Here is a 17,005-nt window from a genome sequence, read left to right as displayed (position 1 = left end):
CGTCGGTATGCTGCGCCCGTCGGGAAAGGAGCATCATGCCTGGTATCGCCGAAATCGCGCTCGCCGGCGCTCCGATCGCCGGCGGCGCCCTGCTCGGTGTCGCGGCCGGTAACTTGCGGCCCCCGGACATCCGCGGCCTGATCGCGAAGGACATGGACCTGCTCGAGCGGATTCCCGCCGAGCAGGTGGAGCGGCGGGCAGAGCTCCAGCGCGTCATCGACATACGTATCGATGACCTGATCGCTGCCGTCGACAAGAACCGCGAACTCCGTCAGCTCGCCGCGTCCTACGAAGGCAACTGGCGCGACATCGTCGTCTTCGTCTGTGCGGTGCTGTTCACGATCGTGTGGTGGAACGTCGATCACGGGCGGACGAACTGGGTGCTGATGTTCGTGGTAATGATCGTGCTGTCGATCCTCGCAGGCGTCTACGCGGCTCGCGGCATCCTGCGCGGGGTGGGGACATTTCTCAACAAGCGCCGCCGGAACGCGTGATCAGTAGTGGTAGGTGTCCGACGGCGCCGGGATGTGCACGGGATCGTCGACGTCGTCGAACTCCGAGGGCTCGATGCCGTAGGCGCGCGCCAGGTCGAGAATCTTGTTCGCGCGCGCGATCCTCGGAAGGTCTGAGCCGTTGCGGATCTCACCGCCGTCGCGTTCGAACTCGAGAAGGAATTCCTTGGCCCAGCTGATCTCCTCGAGCGACGGGGACAACCCCTCGTTCACCGTGGGGCACTGATCCGGGGTCAGGCAGATCTTGCCGGTCATCCCGAATTCCGCCGACACCGCGGTCGCCTCGCTCAGCCGCAGGGCAGAAGACCCGACGGTCGGCCCGTCGATCGCTCCCGGCAGGTGCGCGGCCTTGGCCGCGATGGTGAAACGTGACCGCGCATAGGCCAGGGTCGTCGGGTTGTCGCCGAAGCCGGTGTCGCGTCGGAAGTCGCCGATACCGAATGCCAGCCGGAAAGTGCCTTTGGCCGCGGCGATTTCGGTGATGCGTTCCAGCCCGCGAGCTGTTTCCACGAGCGCGACGACCGGCACGTTCGGCAGGCGCTTGGCGGTCTCGGTGACGTGATCGACCGACTCGACCATCGCGAGCATGACCCCGCCCACCGAGGTGCCGGCGAGCATGTCGAGGTCGCCGGCCCACCATTCGGTGCCGAAGCCGTTGACCCGCACCCAGTCGGAGTGTCCGTCGGCCAGCCAGCGCGTCACGTTGTCGCGAGCCCTGGCCTTGTCCTTCGGAGCGACGGCGTCTTCGATGTCGAGCACCACGATGTCGGCGCGCGACTCCTCGGCCGGCGCGAACCGCTCGTACTGCGCGCCGTTGACGAGCAGCCAGCTGCGCGCGAGCACCGGATCTATCCGCGTTCCGTGTTCGCCGAACGCCGATTCACTGAAGGTCTGGTCATACACGCCGCTCACCCTAGGTGAGCGCCGAAGAACGACCGCATCGCCTCCCAATGCCGGCGTGCGGCCGGCTCGTCGTAGGGGCCGTTGTCGGGCACCGCGAAGCCGTGGAAGGCGTCGTAGAACTCGACGGTGTGTTCGATCCCGGCGGCGGTCAGCGCCTTGTCCAGGGCTTCGCCGTCGTCGACCGTGAACGACCGGTCGTTCTTCGCCGCGCCGACGTAGACCGCGGCCCGCATCCGGTCGGCGAGCCGGTGAGGGCTGTTCGGTTCGTCGGTGACCAATCCGCCACCGTGGAAGGACATCGCCGCAGCCACCCGCTCCGGCACCAGACCGGCCACGGTCAGTGAGGTCCGTCCTCCCATGCAGTACCCCGTCGTCCCGAACGCGTCGCCGCGCACCTCCGGACGAGCGGTCAGATAGTCGAAGAAGACGGCGGCGTCGGACGCCATGACCTCGGGCGTGACCTTGCCCATCATCGAGAACAGCCGGGTGCGTTCGGACTCGTCCTCGAACACGGTGGCCATCGAGAACGGCGCCCAGTCCCCGTCGCGGTAGTACACGTCGGGCACCAGGACCGCGTAGCCGTGCTCGGCCAGCTTGTCCGCCATCGCCCGGAACGTCGCCCTGGTGCCTCCGGCGTCGGGATACATCACGACGCCCGGCCACGGGCCGTCCCCGTCGGGCGTGTGCAGGCTGACGGGGCAGGAGCCGTCGGCGGTGGTGACAGTGTCGGTGATCCTCGGCATGGGTTCCGTTCTACTCCCGGTCGCGGCCCGTAAGCTATGGGCCGTGCCCATCCCCACGCCGTACGAGGACCTCCTGCGTCTGGTACTCGAGCAGGGGACCGCGAAATCCGACCGGACAGGCACCGGCACCCGCAGCGTGTTCGGCCACCAGTTGCGGTACGACCTGAACGCCGGCTTCCCGCTGATCACCACCAAGAAGGTGCACACCAAGTCGATCGTCTACGAACTGCTGTGGTTCCTGCGCGGCGATTCCAACGTGCGCTGGCTGCAGGATCACGGTGTCACCATCTGGGACGAATGGGCCTCGCCGACAGGCGATCTCGGCCCCGTCTACGGCGTTCAGTGGCGATCGTGGCCCACTCCGTCCGGTGATCACATCGACCAGATCAGCGCCGCGCTGGACCTGCTTCGCACAGAGCCGGACAGCCGTCGCAACATCGTCTCGGCATGGAACGTCGGAGAGATCCCGCAGATGGCGCTGCCGCCGTGCCACGCGTTCTTCCAGTTCTACGTCGCCGACGGCAGGCTCAGCTGCCAGCTGTACCAGCGCAGCGCGGACCTGTTCCTCGGCGTGCCGTTCAACATCGCCAGCTACGCGCTGCTGACCCACATGATGGCCGCTCAGGCAGGCTTAGGTGTCGGCGACTTCATCTGGACCGGCGGCGACTGCCACATCTACGACAACCACGTCGACCAGGTCACCGAGCAGCTGTCTCGCGAGCCGCGTCCGTATCCCGAACTCGTTCTGGCGCATAGCGATTCGATCTTCGACTATGCCTACGAGGATGTGGTCGTCAAGAACTACGATCCGCATCCGGCGATCAAGGCACCGGTGGCTGTCTAGTGGGCCCGAGCCTGATCTGGGCGCAATCGAGCTCCGGGGTGATCGGCCGGGACAACGGGATTCCGTGGCAGCTCCCCGAAGACATGGCCCGCTTCAAAGACCTCACCATGGGCCACACCGTGATCATGGGCCGCCGGACGTGGGATTCCCTGCCGGAGAGGTTCCGGCCGTTGCCGGGGCGCAGAAATGTCGTACTCACCCGGCATGCTGACTACGTGGCTGACGGGGCAGACACGGTGACGGAGCTCGACGGGATCGCGCTCGAGGATGCGTGGGTGATAGGCGGGTCGGAGATCTACGGGTTGACGCTTCCGCGGGCGACGCGGTGTGAGGTCACCGAGATCGACATCGATCTGCGGCGGGAGGACGAGGACGCGCTCGCGCCGGTGCTCGACGAACGCTGGGTGGGCACGGTGGGCGACTGGCAGGACAGTGCGTCGGGCCTGCGCTACCGGTTCGCCACCTACCTGCGGGCATGATCACCGCTGCGCAGGCGCGCAGGGTGGCCGTCGCGGCGCAGGGATTCGGCGAAGCCACACCGGCCGGCGCGGTCACCCGCGCCCACCTCAAGCGGCTCATCGCCCGTATTCAGGTGCTGCAGCTGGACTCTGTCTCGGTGGCGGTGCGGGCCCATTACGCGCCGGTGTTCAGCCGCCTCGGCCCCTACGACCGTGACCTCGTGGACCGCGCGGCGTGGAGTCACTCGGCCCGCTCACCCCGGTTGCTGGTCGAGTACTGGGCTCACGAGGCTGCGCTGATGGCCGTCGACGACTGGCCGCTGATGCGCTGGCGGATGGCCGAATACGAGCACGGCCGTTGGGGCAGGGACATCGTCAAGCGCAACGGCAAGCTCGCCGAGGACGTCGTCGCCGCGATCACCGAGCTCGGGCCGGCCACCGCCGGGCAGATCGAGGCCCATCTGGAATCCGAGCCGCGGGGCCGCAAAGGCCCGTGGTGGGATCGCAGCGACACGAAGTGGGTCGCCGAAGCGCTGTGGGCCTCCGGTGTGCTGACCACCGCGACGCGGATCGGATTCGCCCGGCACTACGACCTGACCGAGCGGGTCCTGCCGCCCGAGGTGGTGGCCCGGCAGGTGAGTGAGCCGGAGGCGGTGCGCGAGCTCGCGCTGCGCGCGGCCACCGCATTGGGGATCGCGACAGAGGCCGATATCCGTGACTACTTCCGGCTCAACGCCCGGCAGGTCAAGCCGGCGATCGCCGCATTGGTGGCCGACGGGGAACTGGAGCCCGTCGAGGTCGAGGGGTGGGCGGCGCCGGCGTATCTGCGCGCCGGTCAGATCGTGCCGCGACGCGACCGTGGCACCGCGCTGCTATGTCCGTTCGATCCGCTGATCTTCTTCCGTCCCCGCGTCGAGAGGCTGTTCGGCTTCCACTACCGCATCGAGATCTACACCCCGGCTCCCAAGCGGCAGTTCGGCTACTACGTGTGGCCGTTCCTGCTCGACGGACGGCTGGTGGGACGGGTCGACCTCAAGGCGGACCGGGCGGCGGGAGCCCTGCAGGTGGTCGGCGCCTTCACCGAGGACGGCCATGACCAGGCGCGTGTGGCCGGCGAGCTCGCCACGCAGCTCCGGCGGATGGCGGGCTGGCTCGGACTCTCCGGTGTCGCCGTGGGAGAGCGCGGCGATTTGGTCCCGCAGCTGCGCACCGCCTTGCTTCACTGAGGCATGGACGTTCTCCGCACCCCTGACGAGCGCTTCGCCGACCTGCCTGATTTCCCGTTCGCGCCGCACTACGTCGACGTCGGTGGACTACGCATCCACTACCTCGACGAGGGGCCCCGCGACGGCGAGGTCGTGCTGCTCCTGCACGGAGAGCCGTCGTGGAGTTACCTGTACCGCCGAATGATCCCGGTGCTCACCGATGCCGGACTGCGTGCGGTCGCGATCGATCTGGTCGGGTTCGGGCGTAGCGACAAGCCGAGTCGGCGGGAGGACTACGCGTATGAGGCGCACGTCGACTGGACGTGGGGCGCGATCGAGGCGATCGGCCTGACCGGCATCACGCTGGTGTGCCAGGACTGGGGCGGGCTCATCGGACTGCGCCTGGTCGGCGAGCACCCCGACCGTTTCGCCCGCGTGGTGGCCGCCAACACCGCGTTGCCCACCGGGGACCAACATCCCGGCGAGGCGTTCCTCGCATGGCAGCGATTCAGCCAGGAGACCCCCGACTTCCCGGTCGGAGGAATCATCAGCGGCGGCTGCGTCTCGACGCTGCCCCCCGACGTCATCGCCGCCTACGACGCCCCGTTTCCCGACGACTCGTACAAGGCCGGGGCGCGACAGTTCCCGACGCTCGTGCCCACGAGCCCGGACGACCCGGCAGCACCCGCGAACCGAGCGGCATGGGAGGTGCTGCGACAGTTCGAGAAGCCGTTCCTGTGCGCCTTCTCCGACTCCGACCCGATCACCAAGGGTGGCGATGCCCCTCTGCGGAAGCTCATCCCGGGAGCGCAGGGCCAGCCCGAGGTGACGATCGCCGGCGGCGGGCATTTCCTGCAGGAGGACAAGGGGCCCGAGCTGGCGTCCGTCGTCGTCGACTTCGTCGCCTCCAATCCCAGCTAATTCAACGGAATGTCGTTGCCGCTCTTGGTGTCCTGATACTGGGTCGACAGCGAGTCGTAGCGGGCGCGGATGCGGTCACGCCGGGCCAGCAGCGTCGAGCGCAGCGGCTCGGCTTCGGCCTCGATCAGGTCGACGACGGAGTGCGCCGTCCAGAAGGCGTTGGTGCGGCGGTAACCGCCGGGGTCCAGCCCGAACACCTCCTTGAGGATCCTCAGATCGTGGGGGATCGCGAAACTGTCGCGGGAATCCTCATGGCTGTAGAAGTAGTAATAGTTGTCGAAGCCCGCCCACGTGATCGCCGACATGCACAGCGTGCACGGTTCGTGCGTGGTGAGGAAGATCAGGTCTTTGGTCGACGGCCGGTCGATGCGCTCGTAGAACTGGCGCAGGGTGTTGATCTCGCCATGCCACAACGGGTTGACCGTCTCGTCGTTGGTACCCGCGATCACAAGGGACAGATCCGACTTCCTCAGCAGCGCGGCGCCGAAGACCTTGTTGCCGCCGGACACTCCGCGTTCGGTCAACGGGAGGATGTCGGTGTCGATGACGTCGAGCAGGCGCGAGGCGATGGTGGCGGCGGCGCCCTCTGGCGTGAAAGACATGGAAAACCCTAACGTCGCTGCGGCCGGTTCGCTCGCCGCGATGATCAGAACTTGGCGCGCACAGCTGGGTCGGGAGCAGGCAGAATGCAGCTGTAGCACGACTAGAGAACCTGACAGGACCCGTGCATGCCTGGGTGGTGGCACCAAGCCGGCCGATTCGACGCGTTCAGTGCGTACCTGCGCGGTCACGGCCTCGAAACACGTTGGCGCTTGGCTGTTTTCGCGTTCACCTGTGTACTCGGCGTGTTGCCGCTGATCCTTCTGTCCAGCCCGGTCGGTCCGTCGACGCCGGTCGCGCGGGTCGCGGCGATCACCGCCGGCGTCAGCGCGATCGTCGTCTCCACGGTGTGGCTGCCCGGCTGGCCCAGCCGCACACGGTCGCTGATCTACAACATGGTGTGCTGTGCCTGCATCGCCGCGGGCTCGCTGTCGATGTCGTACGCGTACGCCGGTCTCATGGGCTGTGTGATGTTCGCCGTGCTCGGCGGATTCCTGGCGTACTTCCACCGGCTGGCCGACGTGCTGGGCAATGGCGCCGTCGCGGCCGTGTGTGTCCTGATCACCGCGACCCGACTCATCGTGGACAGCGGCGACGTCGCGGTGACCATCGCCGCCACGGTCACCGTGGTGGCACTCAACGTCGGTGTGCCGTTCGGCATCTACTCCCTGGTCCACTCGCTCCATGCCGATCTCGCAGAGTCAGGCCGCGACTCGCTCACCGGCCTGCTGAACCGACGCTCGTTCTATCAGGCTCTTCGAGAGCTGACCTCGGGCGGACGGAGCGGCCACCAGGGTGGCACGGCCGTCAACGTCACGATGATCGACCTGGACGACTTCAAAGGGCTCAACGACTCCCGTGGCCATGCGGCGGGAGATCGAGCGCTCGCCGAGGTGGGCGACGTGCTCCGGCGAATCTGCGGTGAGGAGGCCGTTCTCGGCCGTCTCGGCGGCGAGGAGTTCGTCGTCGCCGACACGGCCGCACCGTCGGGCCACTCGGAGATCACGAACGCTCTCCGCGAGAGCATCGCAGAGCTGCCGTTCGACATCACCGCCAGCCTCGGCACCTGCACGGCGGTGCTCGAGCATCACGTCGACGAGCACGGCGTCACCGACCCGGATTTTCTCGATCGGATGATCGCCGCCGCCGACGCCGCCATGTATCGCGCCAAGCGGGCCGGGGGCGACCGCGTCGAGCATCGGGAGCTCACCGCGCCGGGCCGAGGCCAGGACGCGCAGGGCTGACGTCAGCCCGCGTGAGTGGGCGCCTGGGCCGCGTGATCCTCCGACGGCCCCGTCCCGACTCCGCGCATCCTGTTCACCACGTAGACCACCGCGCCGATCGCCAGCCACACGATGCCGCCGATCTTGGCCAGCGAATCGGCATTGATCAGCACGTAGGCGATGATCACGAAACCGAGCGCCGGCACGACGAGATGCAGCAGGTAGTTCTTCGACTTCTTGCGGCCCAGGTAGTACCACGCCACCGAGATGTGCAGCAGGCAGAACGCAAACAGGGCGCCGAAGTTGACCAGCGAGGAGATCAGCGCGATCTGCCCGACGAAGAACAGCACCAGCACGATCGAGAGCGCACTGACCGTGAGGATGGCCGCGATCGGCACCTGCCGCGAGCTGATCCTCGACAGGAAGTGGGGGAGTTGACGATCGCGGCTCATCGAGAACAGCAGCCGGCTCGTGGCGGCCTGGGCTGCCATCGCGTTGGCGAAGCCGACGGCGAGCACGTTGACGACGAAGAACGCGTTCATCCAGCCGGTCGACGACGCCGCCTGCACCAGGTTGAAGAAGGCGTTGCCGACCTCGTCGTCTCCGAAGGCGTCGCGGCCGCCGGCGAGCAGGCTGGCCAGCCACGTCTGCGTGATGAACAGGAACGCGACGATGAACAGCGCGCCGACCATGGCCTTGCCTGCCGGATTGCGGGTGCCCGTGGACTCTTCGGCCAGCGTCGAGATCCCGTCGAAGCCCAGGAAGCTCAGCACCGCGATGGACAGCGCCGCGGCCAGCAGCGGTGCGCTGACGGTCTCTGGATTCCAGATGGGGCTCACGCTCCACCCGACGTCGGGCAGGCTGCCGCCGCTGATCGCACGCACCGCGATCACGACGAACACCACCACGAACACCAGCTCGATCGCGAGGAACACCCGGTTGGCCATCTTCAGCGAGTCGACACCCAGCACGTTGATCGCGGTGTTGACGAGGACGAACAGGATCGCCCACAGCCACCGGGGCGTGTCCGGGAACAGCCCGATCATCGACTCCGCGGCGAACACGTACAGCAGTGTGGGCACCAGCAGGTAGTCCAGCAGCATCGCCCAGCCCGCGAAAAAGCCTGCGCCGGGGTGTATTCCGCGGCCCACATAGGAGAACACGGACCCGGCCAGCGGAAACGACTTGGCCATCTGCGCGTAGGCGATCGCGGTGAAGATCATCGCGACCAGGCCGACGGCGTAGACCAGGGGCACCATGCCCGAGGAGCTGTTGTAGACGGTGCCGAAGATCGCCCACGGTGCGATCGGCACCATGAACACCAGCCCGTAGACCAGCAGGTCGAACGTCGACACCGAGCGGTGCAGTTCTTGCTTGTAGCCGAAGGACTCCAGCGTGCGCTGCGGGGCGGGTTCGGTCTCGGTCATGGGGTGTCCTCGTGCTCGGCGAGGAAGGCCGCGATCACGGCGCGGAATTCCTCGGGTTCCTCCAGATGGCTGCAGTGGCTGCATTCGGCGAAGACGTGACCGCGTGCGTCGGGGATGCGATCGACGTAGGGCTGCCACGTGGCCGGCGTGGCCTCGTCGAACTCCCCGGCGACAACGAGGGTCGGCGCCGCGACGTCGGGGAGGCGATCGATGATCGTCCAGTCCCGCAGGGTGCCGACGACGTGAAACTCGTTGGGCCCGTTCATCGTGTGGTAGACCGTGGGTTCGGCCTCCATCTGCGCCTCGCTGTCGAGGAAGTCCTGGGGGAACGGCTCTGTCCGGCACACGTGGCGGCGATAGAACTCCATCGTCGCGGCAAGGTACTCCGGGTCGGTGACCGTGCCGGCCGCCTCGTGCCGGTCGAGAGCATCCTGGGTCTGCGGTGGCAGCTGCGCCCGCAGTTCTGCGGCGCCCTGCACCCAGAGCCCCATGGACGCCGGGGAGTTGCAGATCGCCAGCGAGATGAGGCCGGCGGGGCGGCGCACCGCGATCTCGGCGCCGAGCATGCCGCCCCAGGACTGGCCGAGCAGATGGTAGCGCTCGATGCCGAGAGCGCTTGTCACGGTATGGAATTCGTCGACGAACAGCGCCGGCGTCCAGAAGTCGGTGGGCGCATCGGGCAGGTGGGTGGACTTGCCGCACCCCACCTGGTCGTAGTGGATGACCACGCGGCCCGTCTCGTCGGCGAGCTCGGCGATGTTGGCCACGTAGTCGTGGGCCATGCCCGGTCCGCCGTGCAGGACGAACAGCGGTAGGGCGCCGGGTGTCACGGCCTCCGGCGTGGTGATCTGCACCCAGGTCTGATACTCGCGGAACGGGACCAGACGGGTGTCGCGCTGCATCGCATCAGCATGAACCTTGCAAAGGTCTCACCGCAAGACCAATCTGGCGAATTAACATGTCGGTGACGAGAAGGGGATTCCGCTGATGGGGCACAACGGATCACCCGCGGGTGAGGCGCCGGCCGGCGTGCTGCACCGACAACTGGACTCCTCGTCGCGTGTCGACGAGGTGACCGACCGACTGATCACCGCGATCGCGATCGGTGAGTACCTTCCCGGTGCGCGGCTGCCCGGCGAACGAGACCTGGCGACATACCTGGGCGCCGGTCGGATGACCGTGCGCGCGGCGCTGGCCCGGCTGGTCGATCGCGGGTTGCTCGAGACACGCCGCGGGCGTGGCGGCGGATCGTTCGTCCGCGAGCAGTGGCCGGAGTCGTCCACCGAGGCCGTCGGGCGCACGTTGGCCGGCCGTCTCGACGACCTGCGTGTGCACTGCGATGCGGTGTGCCGTCTGCAGGGCGCGGTGTGCCGGGCCGCTGCCGAATCCCGCACCGACGCCGACATCGCCGTACTGGCGAGGCGACTCGAGGAGTACCGCACCGCGCAGACGGGGTTGGACGCGCAGCAGGCGGACAGCCGGCTGCACGCGGCGATCTCGGACGCGGCGCACAACGACGTGCTGGCCGGCGTGCTCAACGACCTCAAGGCGCGGGTGAGCATCTCCGCGCCCGCACACCTGTGGGGTGAACCCGACACCATGCGCGCCGTCGAGGAGCGCGCCCGCCGCGAGCACGAACTCATCGTCGCCGCGATCGCCGACGGACGCGCCGACGACGCCGACGCGTTGGCCCGCGCCCACGGCACGATCGACTTCGGGCACATCATGACCGCGATGCGCCGCGCCGGCGTGCCCGCCGAGTGAGAGCCGATAGGCTGCGCCGGTGGCCGAGATCGCGCCGCTGCGCGTGCAGCTGATCGCCAAGACGGAATTCACCGCGCCCCCCGACGTCGACTGGAGCACAGACGCCGACGGCGGCGCGGCGCTGGTCGAATTCGCGGGCCGAGCCTGCTACCAGAGCTGGTCCAAGCCCAACCCGAAGACCGCGACCAACGCCGCGTACGTGCAGCACATCATCGACGTCGGACACTTCTCGGTGCTCGAACACGCCTCGGTGTCCTTCTACATCACCGGGATCTCCCGTTCGTGCACCCACGAGCTGATCCGGCACCGGCACTTCTCCTACTCGCAGCTGTCGCAGCGTTACGTGCCCGAAGGCGACGTCGCGGTGGTGGCGCCGCCCGGCGTCGACGGCGACCCCGAGCTGACCCGGATCGTCGCCGACGCCGCCGACGCCAGCCGGGCCGCCTACGTCGAGCTGCTCGCGCGGCTCGAGGAAAGATTCGCCGACGTGCCGAACGCCACGCTGCGGCGCAAGCAGGCCCGCCAAGCCGCCCGCGCCGTGCTGCCCAACGCCACCGAGACCCGCATCGTCGTCACCGGCAACTACCGGGCGTGGCGGCATTTCATCGCGATGCGCGCCAGCGAGCACGCCGACGTCGAGATCCGGCGCCTCGCCGTGGAGTGCCTGCGCCAGCTCGCCGACACGGCGCCCGCGGTGTTCGCCGACTTCGAGATCACCGTGCTCGCCGACGGCAGTGAGGTCGCGACCAGCCCGTTGGCCACGGAGGGCTGAGGCGGGGAGGGTAATCTTGGTGCCCGTGAGTACCGCCGCCTTCGACGTCACCGCCCGATTGGGCACCCTGTTGACGGCCATGGTCACTCCGTTCAAGCCCGACGGCTCGCTGGACATCGAGACCGCGAAGCGCCTCGCCACCCACCTCGTCGACGCCGGCTGCGACGGCCTCGTCGTCTCCGGAACCACGGGTGAATCGCCGACCACCACCGACGCCGAGAAGATCGCGTTGCTGGGAGCCGTGCTCGAGGCCGTCGGCGACCGTGCCCACATCGTCGCCGGGGCGGGCACCTACGACACCGCGCACAGCGTCGGACTGGCCAAGGCCTCGGCGGCCGAAGGCGCGCACGGGCTGCTCGTCGTCACCCCGTACTACTCGCGCCCACCGCAGGAGGGCCTGCTCGCGCACTTCCGCACCGTCGCCGACGCGACGGACCTGCCGGTCATCCTCTACGACATCCCGCCGCGGTCGGTCGTGCCGATCGAATGGGACACCATCCGGGCCCTGGCCGAGCATCCGAACATCGTCGCGATCAAGGACGCCAAGGGTGACCTGCACGGCGGTGGTCAGATCATCGCCGAGACCGGGCTGGCTTACTACTCCGGCGACGATGCCCTGAACCTGCCCTGGCTGGCCATGGGCGCCGTCGGTTTCATCAGCGTCTGGGGCCATGTCGCGGCGGGGCAGCTGCGAGACATGCTGTCCGCCTTCGCTTCCGGTGACGTGGCGACCGCACGCAAGATCAACGTGTCGCTGGCGCCGCTGTCGGCCGCCCAAGCCCGGCTGGGCGGTGTCACGCTGTCGAAGGCGGCGCTGCACCTGCAGGGCTTCGATGTCGGTGACCCGCGACTGCCGCAGGTGCCGGCCACCGACGACCAACTCGAGGCGCTGGCCGCGGACCTGCGGGCCGCAGCGGTGCTTCGATAGCGGGACAGCCAGTGGAATCCGAACTCGTCGCACCGGGCCCGTTGGCCGCCGGTGCCCTGCGGGTGACCGCGCTGGGCGGCATCAACGAAATCGGCCGCAACATGACGACGTTCGAGCATCTCGGTCGGCTGTTGATCGTGGACTGCGGCGTGTTGTTCCCCACCCATGACGAACCGGGTGTCGACTTGATCCTGCCGGATCTGCGGCTCGTCCAGGGCCGGCTCGACGACGTCGAGGCACTCGTCGTCACCCACGGCCACGAGGACCACATCGGGGCGATTCCGTACCTGCTCAAGATGCGCGCCGATCTCCCGATCGTCGGCTCGAAGTTCACCCTCGCGCTGGTGAAAGAGAAGTGCCGCGAGCACCGGCTGTCGCCGAAGCTGGTCGAGGTCGCCGAAGGGCAGCGCTCCACGCACGGCGTCTTCGAATGTCAGTACTTCGCCGTCAACCACTCCGTTCCCGGATGTCTTGCCGTGGCCATCCACACCGGGGCAGGCACCGTGTTGCACACCGGCGACATCAAACTCGATCAACTCCCGCTCGACGGCCGCCCGACCGACCTGCCCGGCATGTCCCGTCTCGGCGACGCCGGCGTCGACCTGTTCCTGTGCGACTCGACCAACGCCGAGATCCCCGGAGTGGGGCCGTCGGAAAGCGAGATCGGACCGGCACTGCATCGCCTGATCCGGGGGGCGGATGGGCGCGTCATCGTCGCGTGCTTCGCCTCGAATGTCGACCGCGTGCAGCAGATCATCGACGCCGCCGTCTCACTCGGTCGGAAGGTGTCGTTCGTCGGGCGGTCGATGGTGCGCAACATGGGCATCGCCCGCGACCTCGGCTACCTCACGGTCGCCGACGAGGACGTCCTCGACATCGGTGCCGCGGAGATGATGCCGGCCGACCGTGTCGTGCTGATCACCACGGGCACGCAGGGGGAGCCGATGGCGGCGCTGTCGCGCATGTCGCGCGGCGAGCATCGCAGCATCACGCTGACCGCCGGCGACCTGGTGATCCTGTCCTCGTCGCTGATCCCCGGCAACGAGGAGGCGGTGTACGGGGTGATCGACTCGCTGGCCAAGATCGGCGCCCGTGTTGTCACGAATCGTCAAGCTCGCGTACATGTTTCGGGCCACGCTTATGCGGGTGAACTGCTGTTCCTCTACAACGGGGTGCGCCCGCGCAACGTGATGCCCGTGCACGGCACGTGGCGGATGCTGCGCGCCAACGCCGCCCTGGCGGCGAGCACCGGCGTCGACGAGGAGAACATCGTCATCGCGGAGAACGGGGTCAGCGTCGATCTGTCGGCGGGCCGCGTCGCGATCGCCGGGGCGGTCGCCGTCGGGAAGATGTTCGTCGACGGTCTGGTCACCGGCGACGTCGGCGACGCGACCCTGGGCGAGCGGCTCATCCTGACGTCGGGCTTCGTCTCGGTGACGGTGGTGGTGCGCCGCGGCACCGGCCAGCCGGTGGCACCCGCCCACCTGTCCTCGCGCGGCTTCTCCGAAGACCCCAAAGCGCTCGAGCCCGTGGCCCGTCGTGTCGAGGCGGAGCTGGAAAACCTTGCCGGGCAGCACATCACCGATCCGGCGCGGATCGCCCAGGCGGTGCGACGCACTGTCGGCAAGTGGGTGGGCGAGACCTACCGTCGCCAGCCGATGATCGTGCCGACCGTCATCGAGATCTAGCGGGCCTGCCGCCCGAGCTACGACGCCAAGTCGATGCGCGTACCGCGGCCGAGCTCGCGGGCGCGCGCGACGACGAGTTCGGCAGCGGCAAGGTCCTGCAACCCCATGCCGACCGACTCGAACAGCGTGATGTCCTCGGGTGACGTTCGGCCGAGGGCGGCCCCGGTGATGACGTCACCGAGCTCCGTGCGGGCGTCATCTGCGGTGATGGCGCCGTCGGCAAGGGCGAGGAGAACCCCGCCGGATTTCGACATCACGTTGGCGTGGCTGTCGACGACGAGGCGCGACCGCGCGATGGCGTGGGAATCCACTTCGCGATGATCCGGTCGGGGCGGTGCGCCGACCGCGTTGACGTGCTGCCCGGCCCGCAGCCACTCTCCGAAGACGACGGGCTCACGCGAGGGTGTCAGGGTGCAGACGATGTCGGCCTCGGCCACGACCGTCTGGGCTGACGCTGCCCTGGTGACGGGGATGCCGAGTTCGGTGGTCGCGGCGAGGAACGCATCTACCGTGGTGCCGCTGCGGCTCCACACGACGATCCGCTCGATGTCCCTGATCGCGGCGATGGCATGGGCATGTTCGACGGCGAGGTTGCCTGCGCCGACGAGCCCGAGCACGGATGCAGAGTCAGTCGCCAGGTGCGCGGTGGCCACCGCGCTGGTTGCCGCCGTGCGGATCGCCGTGATCGCGCGGCCGTCGAGCAGGGCGATGCACTCGCCGTTCAGTGCCGAGCTGATCACGATCGTGGAGCGTTGACCGGGCAGTCCGCGGGTCACGTTGCCCGGCAGATCGCACAGCACCTTGACCGAGACCGAAGCCGCGCTGGCCGTGACCATCGGAACCGCCGACCCCCGCTCGGGAAGGTGCAGAGATCGCGGCGCCGGGTTCTCCCACTGACCGCGGGACAGCGCGCCGTGCGCGCTCTCCACAGCGTCGCGGATGTCGTTCCGGTCGAGCAGGTCGGCGATGTCGGAGTGCGTCAGGATGAGGACCACGGCGAATCAGGCCGTGACCGCAAGAGAGTCGACCGCGTCGACGATGCGGGTGTCGACGACGTCATCGAACGCAGGTATCGAGCGAACCATGCTCTCCTGGAACAGGATACGCAACCACCGTTCAGTAGCCGACCGGTCGATGCGGGTGGTGGCCCAGGTCGCAGAGTGAAGCATCCGGCCACATGCACGCTCCAGGACCTCCGACGGCGCGGACGGCCAGTGCTCGCGCAGCAGTGGCGCCAGATCGTCGACGGTCACGGACGTCAGCAGTTGCATCGACTGGCTCAGAGCGGAGGTGAAGAGCACTAATCGGTCGGCGAGTTCCTCCATCCGCTCCGAGCGGCAGTAGTACACGCTGTTGGGGCCCAATCCGCCCGTCGCGACGTAGTCGTCAGCGATGAACCCGGTTCCCCTGTGCTGCAGTGCTTCTGCAGTGGTGTGGTCCAGTACGATGGCCTCGCCGAGTCCGGCTTCGAACAGCTCGACGAACATCGGTGTCGACAGATCGCGCAGAAACGTGATCGAGGCGGGATCGACGCCCGCTTCGCGAATGAGGCCGGCAGTGAACGCGTAGGGAGCGCTGCCGCCGATACCTGGTGCGAGCACGGTCTGCCCGATCAAGTCGGACCAGGCGAACTCCGGCCGGGGTGCTCGCGTCACCAGAGCCTTCGGGAACTGGTGGTTGACCTGGGCGAAAACCGACAGCTCGCGGGAGGTGCCCACGTACATCGCCGGTACCCAGAGACCGCCGAGTGCGATGTCCGCGGCGCCACTGTCGAGATCGTCGAGCACGCCGGTCCACGGATCCTTCGCTGTCGCGGTGACCTCGAGACCGTGATCGGCGAACAATCCGATGCGTTCTGCGTAGTACTGCGGAAGATAGTTCAGTCCGTGGGCGGTCGCGGAAATGTTCAGTGTCAACATGTTTCGTTCTTTCTGGTGGTGGCGGAAGGAGAACTCAGGCCTCGTGTTGTCAGGCAGCGTGCGTGAGCACAGGCTTCTCGGTGACGGCTTCCAGTGGCTGGCCGAACGTTTCCGGACCGAAGCGCGCTGCAGCGACCAGCAGCGCGTACATGACGGCGATCATCGCGAACACCCCGGCCACGCCGGCGCGGTCGAAGAAGAACAACGCTGCGAAGGGCATGACTGCCCCGGCGACGTTGCCGATACCGTTCACGACCGATGTGCCCATGGCCCGTACCGACGTGGGGAACAGCTCCGGCGACCAGACCGAGAGCATGGTGTTGAGCATCATCGTGAAGAACTGAAAGATCATGCCGAGCACCAGGATCAGCGCGGTCGAAATGGGCGAAGGATGCGAAGCAGATGGCCGAGATGCATCCGAGAACGGCGGCGACGGTGACGGTGAGCCGTCGCGGTGCCTTGCCGGCCAGATACGAGGCGGCGCAGGCGCCGAAACAGCGAGCCGATGTTCATGATCATGGTGAACGCCAGCGAATCCGCCAATGAGTATCCGCGGGACACCAGCAGGATGGGCATCAGGAACAGCAGTGTCACCTGAGCTCCGAACGACATCCACGAGGCGGCGCCGATCGCTGCGGTACGCCGCAGGTTCTGCCCTTTGAACACCTCGGCGTAGCTGCTCTTCACCGTTGCCGGGATATCGGCTTCGGTGACGAATTGTTGTGTGGGGCCGGGCTTCCGGAGCGCGGTTACACTTCCGCTGGCCAGCCGCGTGAGGCTCTGGTTCGCCTCGTCGACGCGGCCCTTGGACAGCAGGAAGCGGGGCGACTCGGGAAGGTAGCGCCGGAAGAAGACCACGAGCACCGCTGGGACGGCGAGGATCACGTACGTCCACCGCCATGACGTGTTGTTGCCACCGAGTACGCCGTTGAGCGGGCCGAGGACCAGCCAGAAGAAGCCGAACGACGCGATGTTGCCGATACCCCCCGAGGAGATGTTGAGCGTCGCGAGCAGGGAGCCGCGGTGCCGGGTGGCGACGATCTCGGCGAGCATCGCCAGGCCGACGGTGAATTCGCCGCCCAGTCCGATGCCGACGAT

At 67.9% G+C, this 17,005-nt stretch carries 19 protein-coding genes; 10 read left to right on the top strand and 9 right to left on the bottom strand.

Annotation, left to right across the window (positions count from 1 at the left end; translation table 11 throughout):
• Positions 1-35 precede the first annotated feature (35 nt).
• Entirely contained in the window at positions 36-494 is a 459-nt protein-coding gene (locus PGN37_RS26765) for a hypothetical protein (protein WP_335333981.1), read from the top strand.
• On the opposite strand, the gene PGN37_RS26760 is transcribed toward PGN37_RS26765, so the two are convergent.
• Together PGN37_RS26760 and PGN37_RS26755 are read right to left on the bottom strand one after the other, a co-directional pair.
• Positions 495-1,415, bottom strand: a complete 921-nt coding sequence (locus PGN37_RS26760) for an HpcH/HpaI aldolase/citrate lyase family protein (RefSeq protein WP_442933030.1) — start codon at positions 1,413-1,415, stop codon at positions 495-497.
• 5 nt (positions 1,416-1,420) lie between these two features.
• The gene (locus tag PGN37_RS26755; RefSeq protein WP_335333979.1) at positions 1,421-2,158 is read right to left on the bottom strand and encodes a dienelactone hydrolase family protein; all 738 of its coding nucleotides are present in this window, start codon (positions 2,156-2,158) and stop codon (positions 1,421-1,423) included.
• Between the two features lie 43 nt (positions 2,159-2,201).
• On the opposite strand from PGN37_RS26755, the gene PGN37_RS26750 reads away from it, so the two are divergent.
• Genes PGN37_RS26750 through PGN37_RS26735 form a run of 4 tightly spaced genes read left to right on the top strand, consistent with a single transcriptional unit; the run spans position 2,202 to position 5,586 of the window.
• The gene (locus PGN37_RS26750) at positions 2,202-3,002 is read left to right on the top strand and encodes a thymidylate synthase (RefSeq protein ID WP_335333978.1); all 801 of its coding nucleotides are present in this window, start codon (positions 2,202-2,204) and stop codon (positions 3,000-3,002) included.
• On the top strand, positions 3,002-3,481 hold the full coding sequence (locus PGN37_RS26745) for a dihydrofolate reductase (RefSeq protein ID WP_335333977.1): 480 nt from the start codon (positions 3,002-3,004) through the stop codon (positions 3,479-3,481). The genes PGN37_RS26750 and PGN37_RS26745 overlap by 1 nt, the downstream gene beginning before the upstream one ends.
• Positions 3,478-4,686: a winged helix-turn-helix domain-containing protein gene (locus tag PGN37_RS26740; RefSeq protein WP_335333976.1), complete on the top strand. Its 1,209-nt coding sequence runs from the start codon at positions 3,478-3,480 to the stop codon at positions 4,684-4,686. The genes PGN37_RS26745 and PGN37_RS26740 overlap by 4 nt, the downstream gene beginning before the upstream one ends.
• A gap of 3 nt (positions 4,687-4,689) precedes the next feature.
• Positions 4,690-5,586 (top strand): haloalkane dehalogenase, encoded by an 897-nt coding sequence (locus PGN37_RS26735; RefSeq protein ID WP_335333975.1) that lies wholly within the window; start codon positions 4,690-4,692, stop codon positions 5,584-5,586.
• Here the strand turns inward: PGN37_RS26735 and PGN37_RS26730 are convergent.
• On the bottom strand, positions 5,583-6,188 hold the full coding sequence (locus PGN37_RS26730; protein WP_335333974.1) for a nucleoside deaminase: 606 nt from the start codon (positions 6,186-6,188) through the stop codon (positions 5,583-5,585). The two genes, PGN37_RS26735 and PGN37_RS26730, sit on opposite strands and share 4 nt — an antisense overlap.
• Before the next feature lie 210 nt (positions 6,189-6,398).
• Here PGN37_RS26730 and PGN37_RS26725 point away from each other — a divergent pair, with 210 nt between their 5' ends.
• Positions 6,399-7,430: a GGDEF domain-containing protein gene (locus tag PGN37_RS26725; protein ID WP_335333973.1), complete on the top strand. Its 1,032-nt coding sequence runs from the start codon at positions 6,399-6,401 to the stop codon at positions 7,428-7,430.
• A gap of 2 nt (positions 7,431-7,432) precedes the next feature.
• On the opposite strand, the gene PGN37_RS26720 is transcribed toward PGN37_RS26725, so the two are convergent.
• A complete protein-coding gene (locus tag PGN37_RS26720) occupies positions 7,433-8,836 on the bottom strand; it encodes an APC family permease (protein ID WP_335333972.1) in 1,404 nt (467 codons plus the stop codon).
• The gene (locus PGN37_RS26715) at positions 8,833-9,738 is read right to left on the bottom strand and encodes a proline iminopeptidase-family hydrolase (RefSeq protein WP_335333971.1); all 906 of its coding nucleotides are present in this window, start codon (positions 9,736-9,738) and stop codon (positions 8,833-8,835) included. Before PGN37_RS26715 ends, PGN37_RS26720 begins: the two co-directional genes overlap by 4 nt.
• An 85-nt stretch (positions 9,739-9,823) precedes the next feature.
• On the opposite strand from PGN37_RS26715, the gene PGN37_RS26710 reads away from it, so the two are divergent.
• The 4 genes from PGN37_RS26710 to PGN37_RS26695 are packed head-to-tail and all read left to right on the top strand — an operon-like array spanning position 9,824 to position 13,988.
• The gene (locus PGN37_RS26710; protein WP_335333970.1) at positions 9,824-10,600 is read left to right on the top strand and encodes a FadR/GntR family transcriptional regulator; all 777 of its coding nucleotides are present in this window, start codon (positions 9,824-9,826) and stop codon (positions 10,598-10,600) included.
• A gap of 19 nt (positions 10,601-10,619) precedes the next feature.
• A complete protein-coding gene (gene thyX / locus PGN37_RS26705) occupies positions 10,620-11,372 on the top strand; it encodes an FAD-dependent thymidylate synthase (protein WP_335333969.1) in 753 nt (250 codons plus the stop codon).
• 25 nt (positions 11,373-11,397) lie between these two features.
• Entirely contained in the window at positions 11,398-12,300 is a 903-nt protein-coding gene (gene dapA, locus PGN37_RS26700; RefSeq protein WP_335333968.1) for a 4-hydroxy-tetrahydrodipicolinate synthase, read from the top strand.
• Between the two features lie 11 nt (positions 12,301-12,311).
• Entirely contained in the window at positions 12,312-13,988 is a 1,677-nt protein-coding gene (locus PGN37_RS26695) for a ribonuclease J (protein WP_335333967.1), read from the top strand.
• Positions 13,989-14,005: 17 nt separating this feature from the next.
• Here the strand turns inward: PGN37_RS26695 and PGN37_RS26690 are convergent, their stop codons facing one another.
• The 4 genes from PGN37_RS26690 to PGN37_RS26675 all read right to left on the bottom strand — a co-directional run.
• The gene (locus tag PGN37_RS26690; RefSeq protein ID WP_335333966.1) at positions 14,006-14,983 is read right to left on the bottom strand and encodes an ornithine cyclodeaminase family protein; all 978 of its coding nucleotides are present in this window, start codon (positions 14,981-14,983) and stop codon (positions 14,006-14,008) included.
• A gap of 6 nt (positions 14,984-14,989) precedes the next feature.
• Positions 14,990-15,907 (bottom strand): ABC transporter substrate-binding protein, encoded by a 918-nt coding sequence (locus PGN37_RS26685; protein ID WP_335333965.1) that lies wholly within the window; start codon positions 15,905-15,907, stop codon positions 14,990-14,992.
• A gap of 49 nt (positions 15,908-15,956) precedes the next feature.
• Entirely contained in the window at positions 15,957-16,259 is a 303-nt protein-coding gene (locus PGN37_RS26680; RefSeq protein ID WP_335333964.1) for an MFS transporter, read from the bottom strand.
• A 14-nt stretch (positions 16,260-16,273) separates the two neighbouring features.
• On the bottom strand, positions 16,274-17,005 hold a 732-nt coding region (locus tag PGN37_RS26675; RefSeq protein WP_335333963.1), incomplete at its 5' end, for an MFS transporter.

The organism is Mycobacterium kyogaense, from assembly GCF_036946525.1.
Lineage (GTDB): Bacteria > Actinomycetota > Actinomycetes > Mycobacteriales > Mycobacteriaceae > Mycobacterium > Mycobacterium kyogaense_A.
Note: the sequence above shows the minus strand (reverse complement) of the source record. Positions and strands in the feature narration are given on the sequence as shown.

Excerpts from the sequence above, each read along its gene's own strand:
- PGN37_RS26765 (WP_335333981.1), top strand. The coding sequence starts at position 36 with ATGCCTGGTATCGCCGAAATCGCGCTCGCCGGCGCTCCGATCGCCGGC.
- PGN37_RS26755 (WP_335333979.1), bottom strand. The coding sequence starts at position 2,158 with ATGCCGAGGATCACCGACACTGTCACCACCGCCGACGGCTCCTGCCCC.
- PGN37_RS26740 (WP_335333976.1), top strand. The coding sequence starts at position 3,478 with ATGATCACCGCTGCGCAGGCGCGCAGGGTGGCCGTCGCGGCGCAGGGA.
- PGN37_RS26735 (WP_335333975.1), top strand. The coding sequence starts at position 4,690 with ATGGACGTTCTCCGCACCCCTGACGAGCGCTTCGCCGACCTGCCTGAT.
- PGN37_RS26730 (WP_335333974.1), bottom strand. The coding sequence starts at position 6,188 with ATGTCTTTCACGCCAGAGGGCGCCGCCGCCACCATCGCCTCGCGCCTG.
- PGN37_RS26720 (WP_335333972.1), bottom strand. The coding sequence starts at position 8,836 with ATGACCGAGACCGAACCCGCCCCGCAGCGCACGCTGGAGTCCTTCGGC.
- PGN37_RS26715 (WP_335333971.1), bottom strand. The coding sequence starts at position 9,738 with ATGCAGCGCGACACCCGTCTGGTCCCGTTCCGCGAGTATCAGACCTGG.
- PGN37_RS26710 (WP_335333970.1), top strand. The coding sequence starts at position 9,824 with ATGGGGCACAACGGATCACCCGCGGGTGAGGCGCCGGCCGGCGTGCTG.
- PGN37_RS26685 (WP_335333965.1), bottom strand. The coding sequence starts at position 15,907 with ATGTTGACACTGAACATTTCCGCGACCGCCCACGGACTGAACTATCTT.
- PGN37_RS26680 (WP_335333964.1), bottom strand. The coding sequence starts at position 16,259 with ATGATCTTTCAGTTCTTCACGATGATGCTCAACACCATGCTCTCGGTC.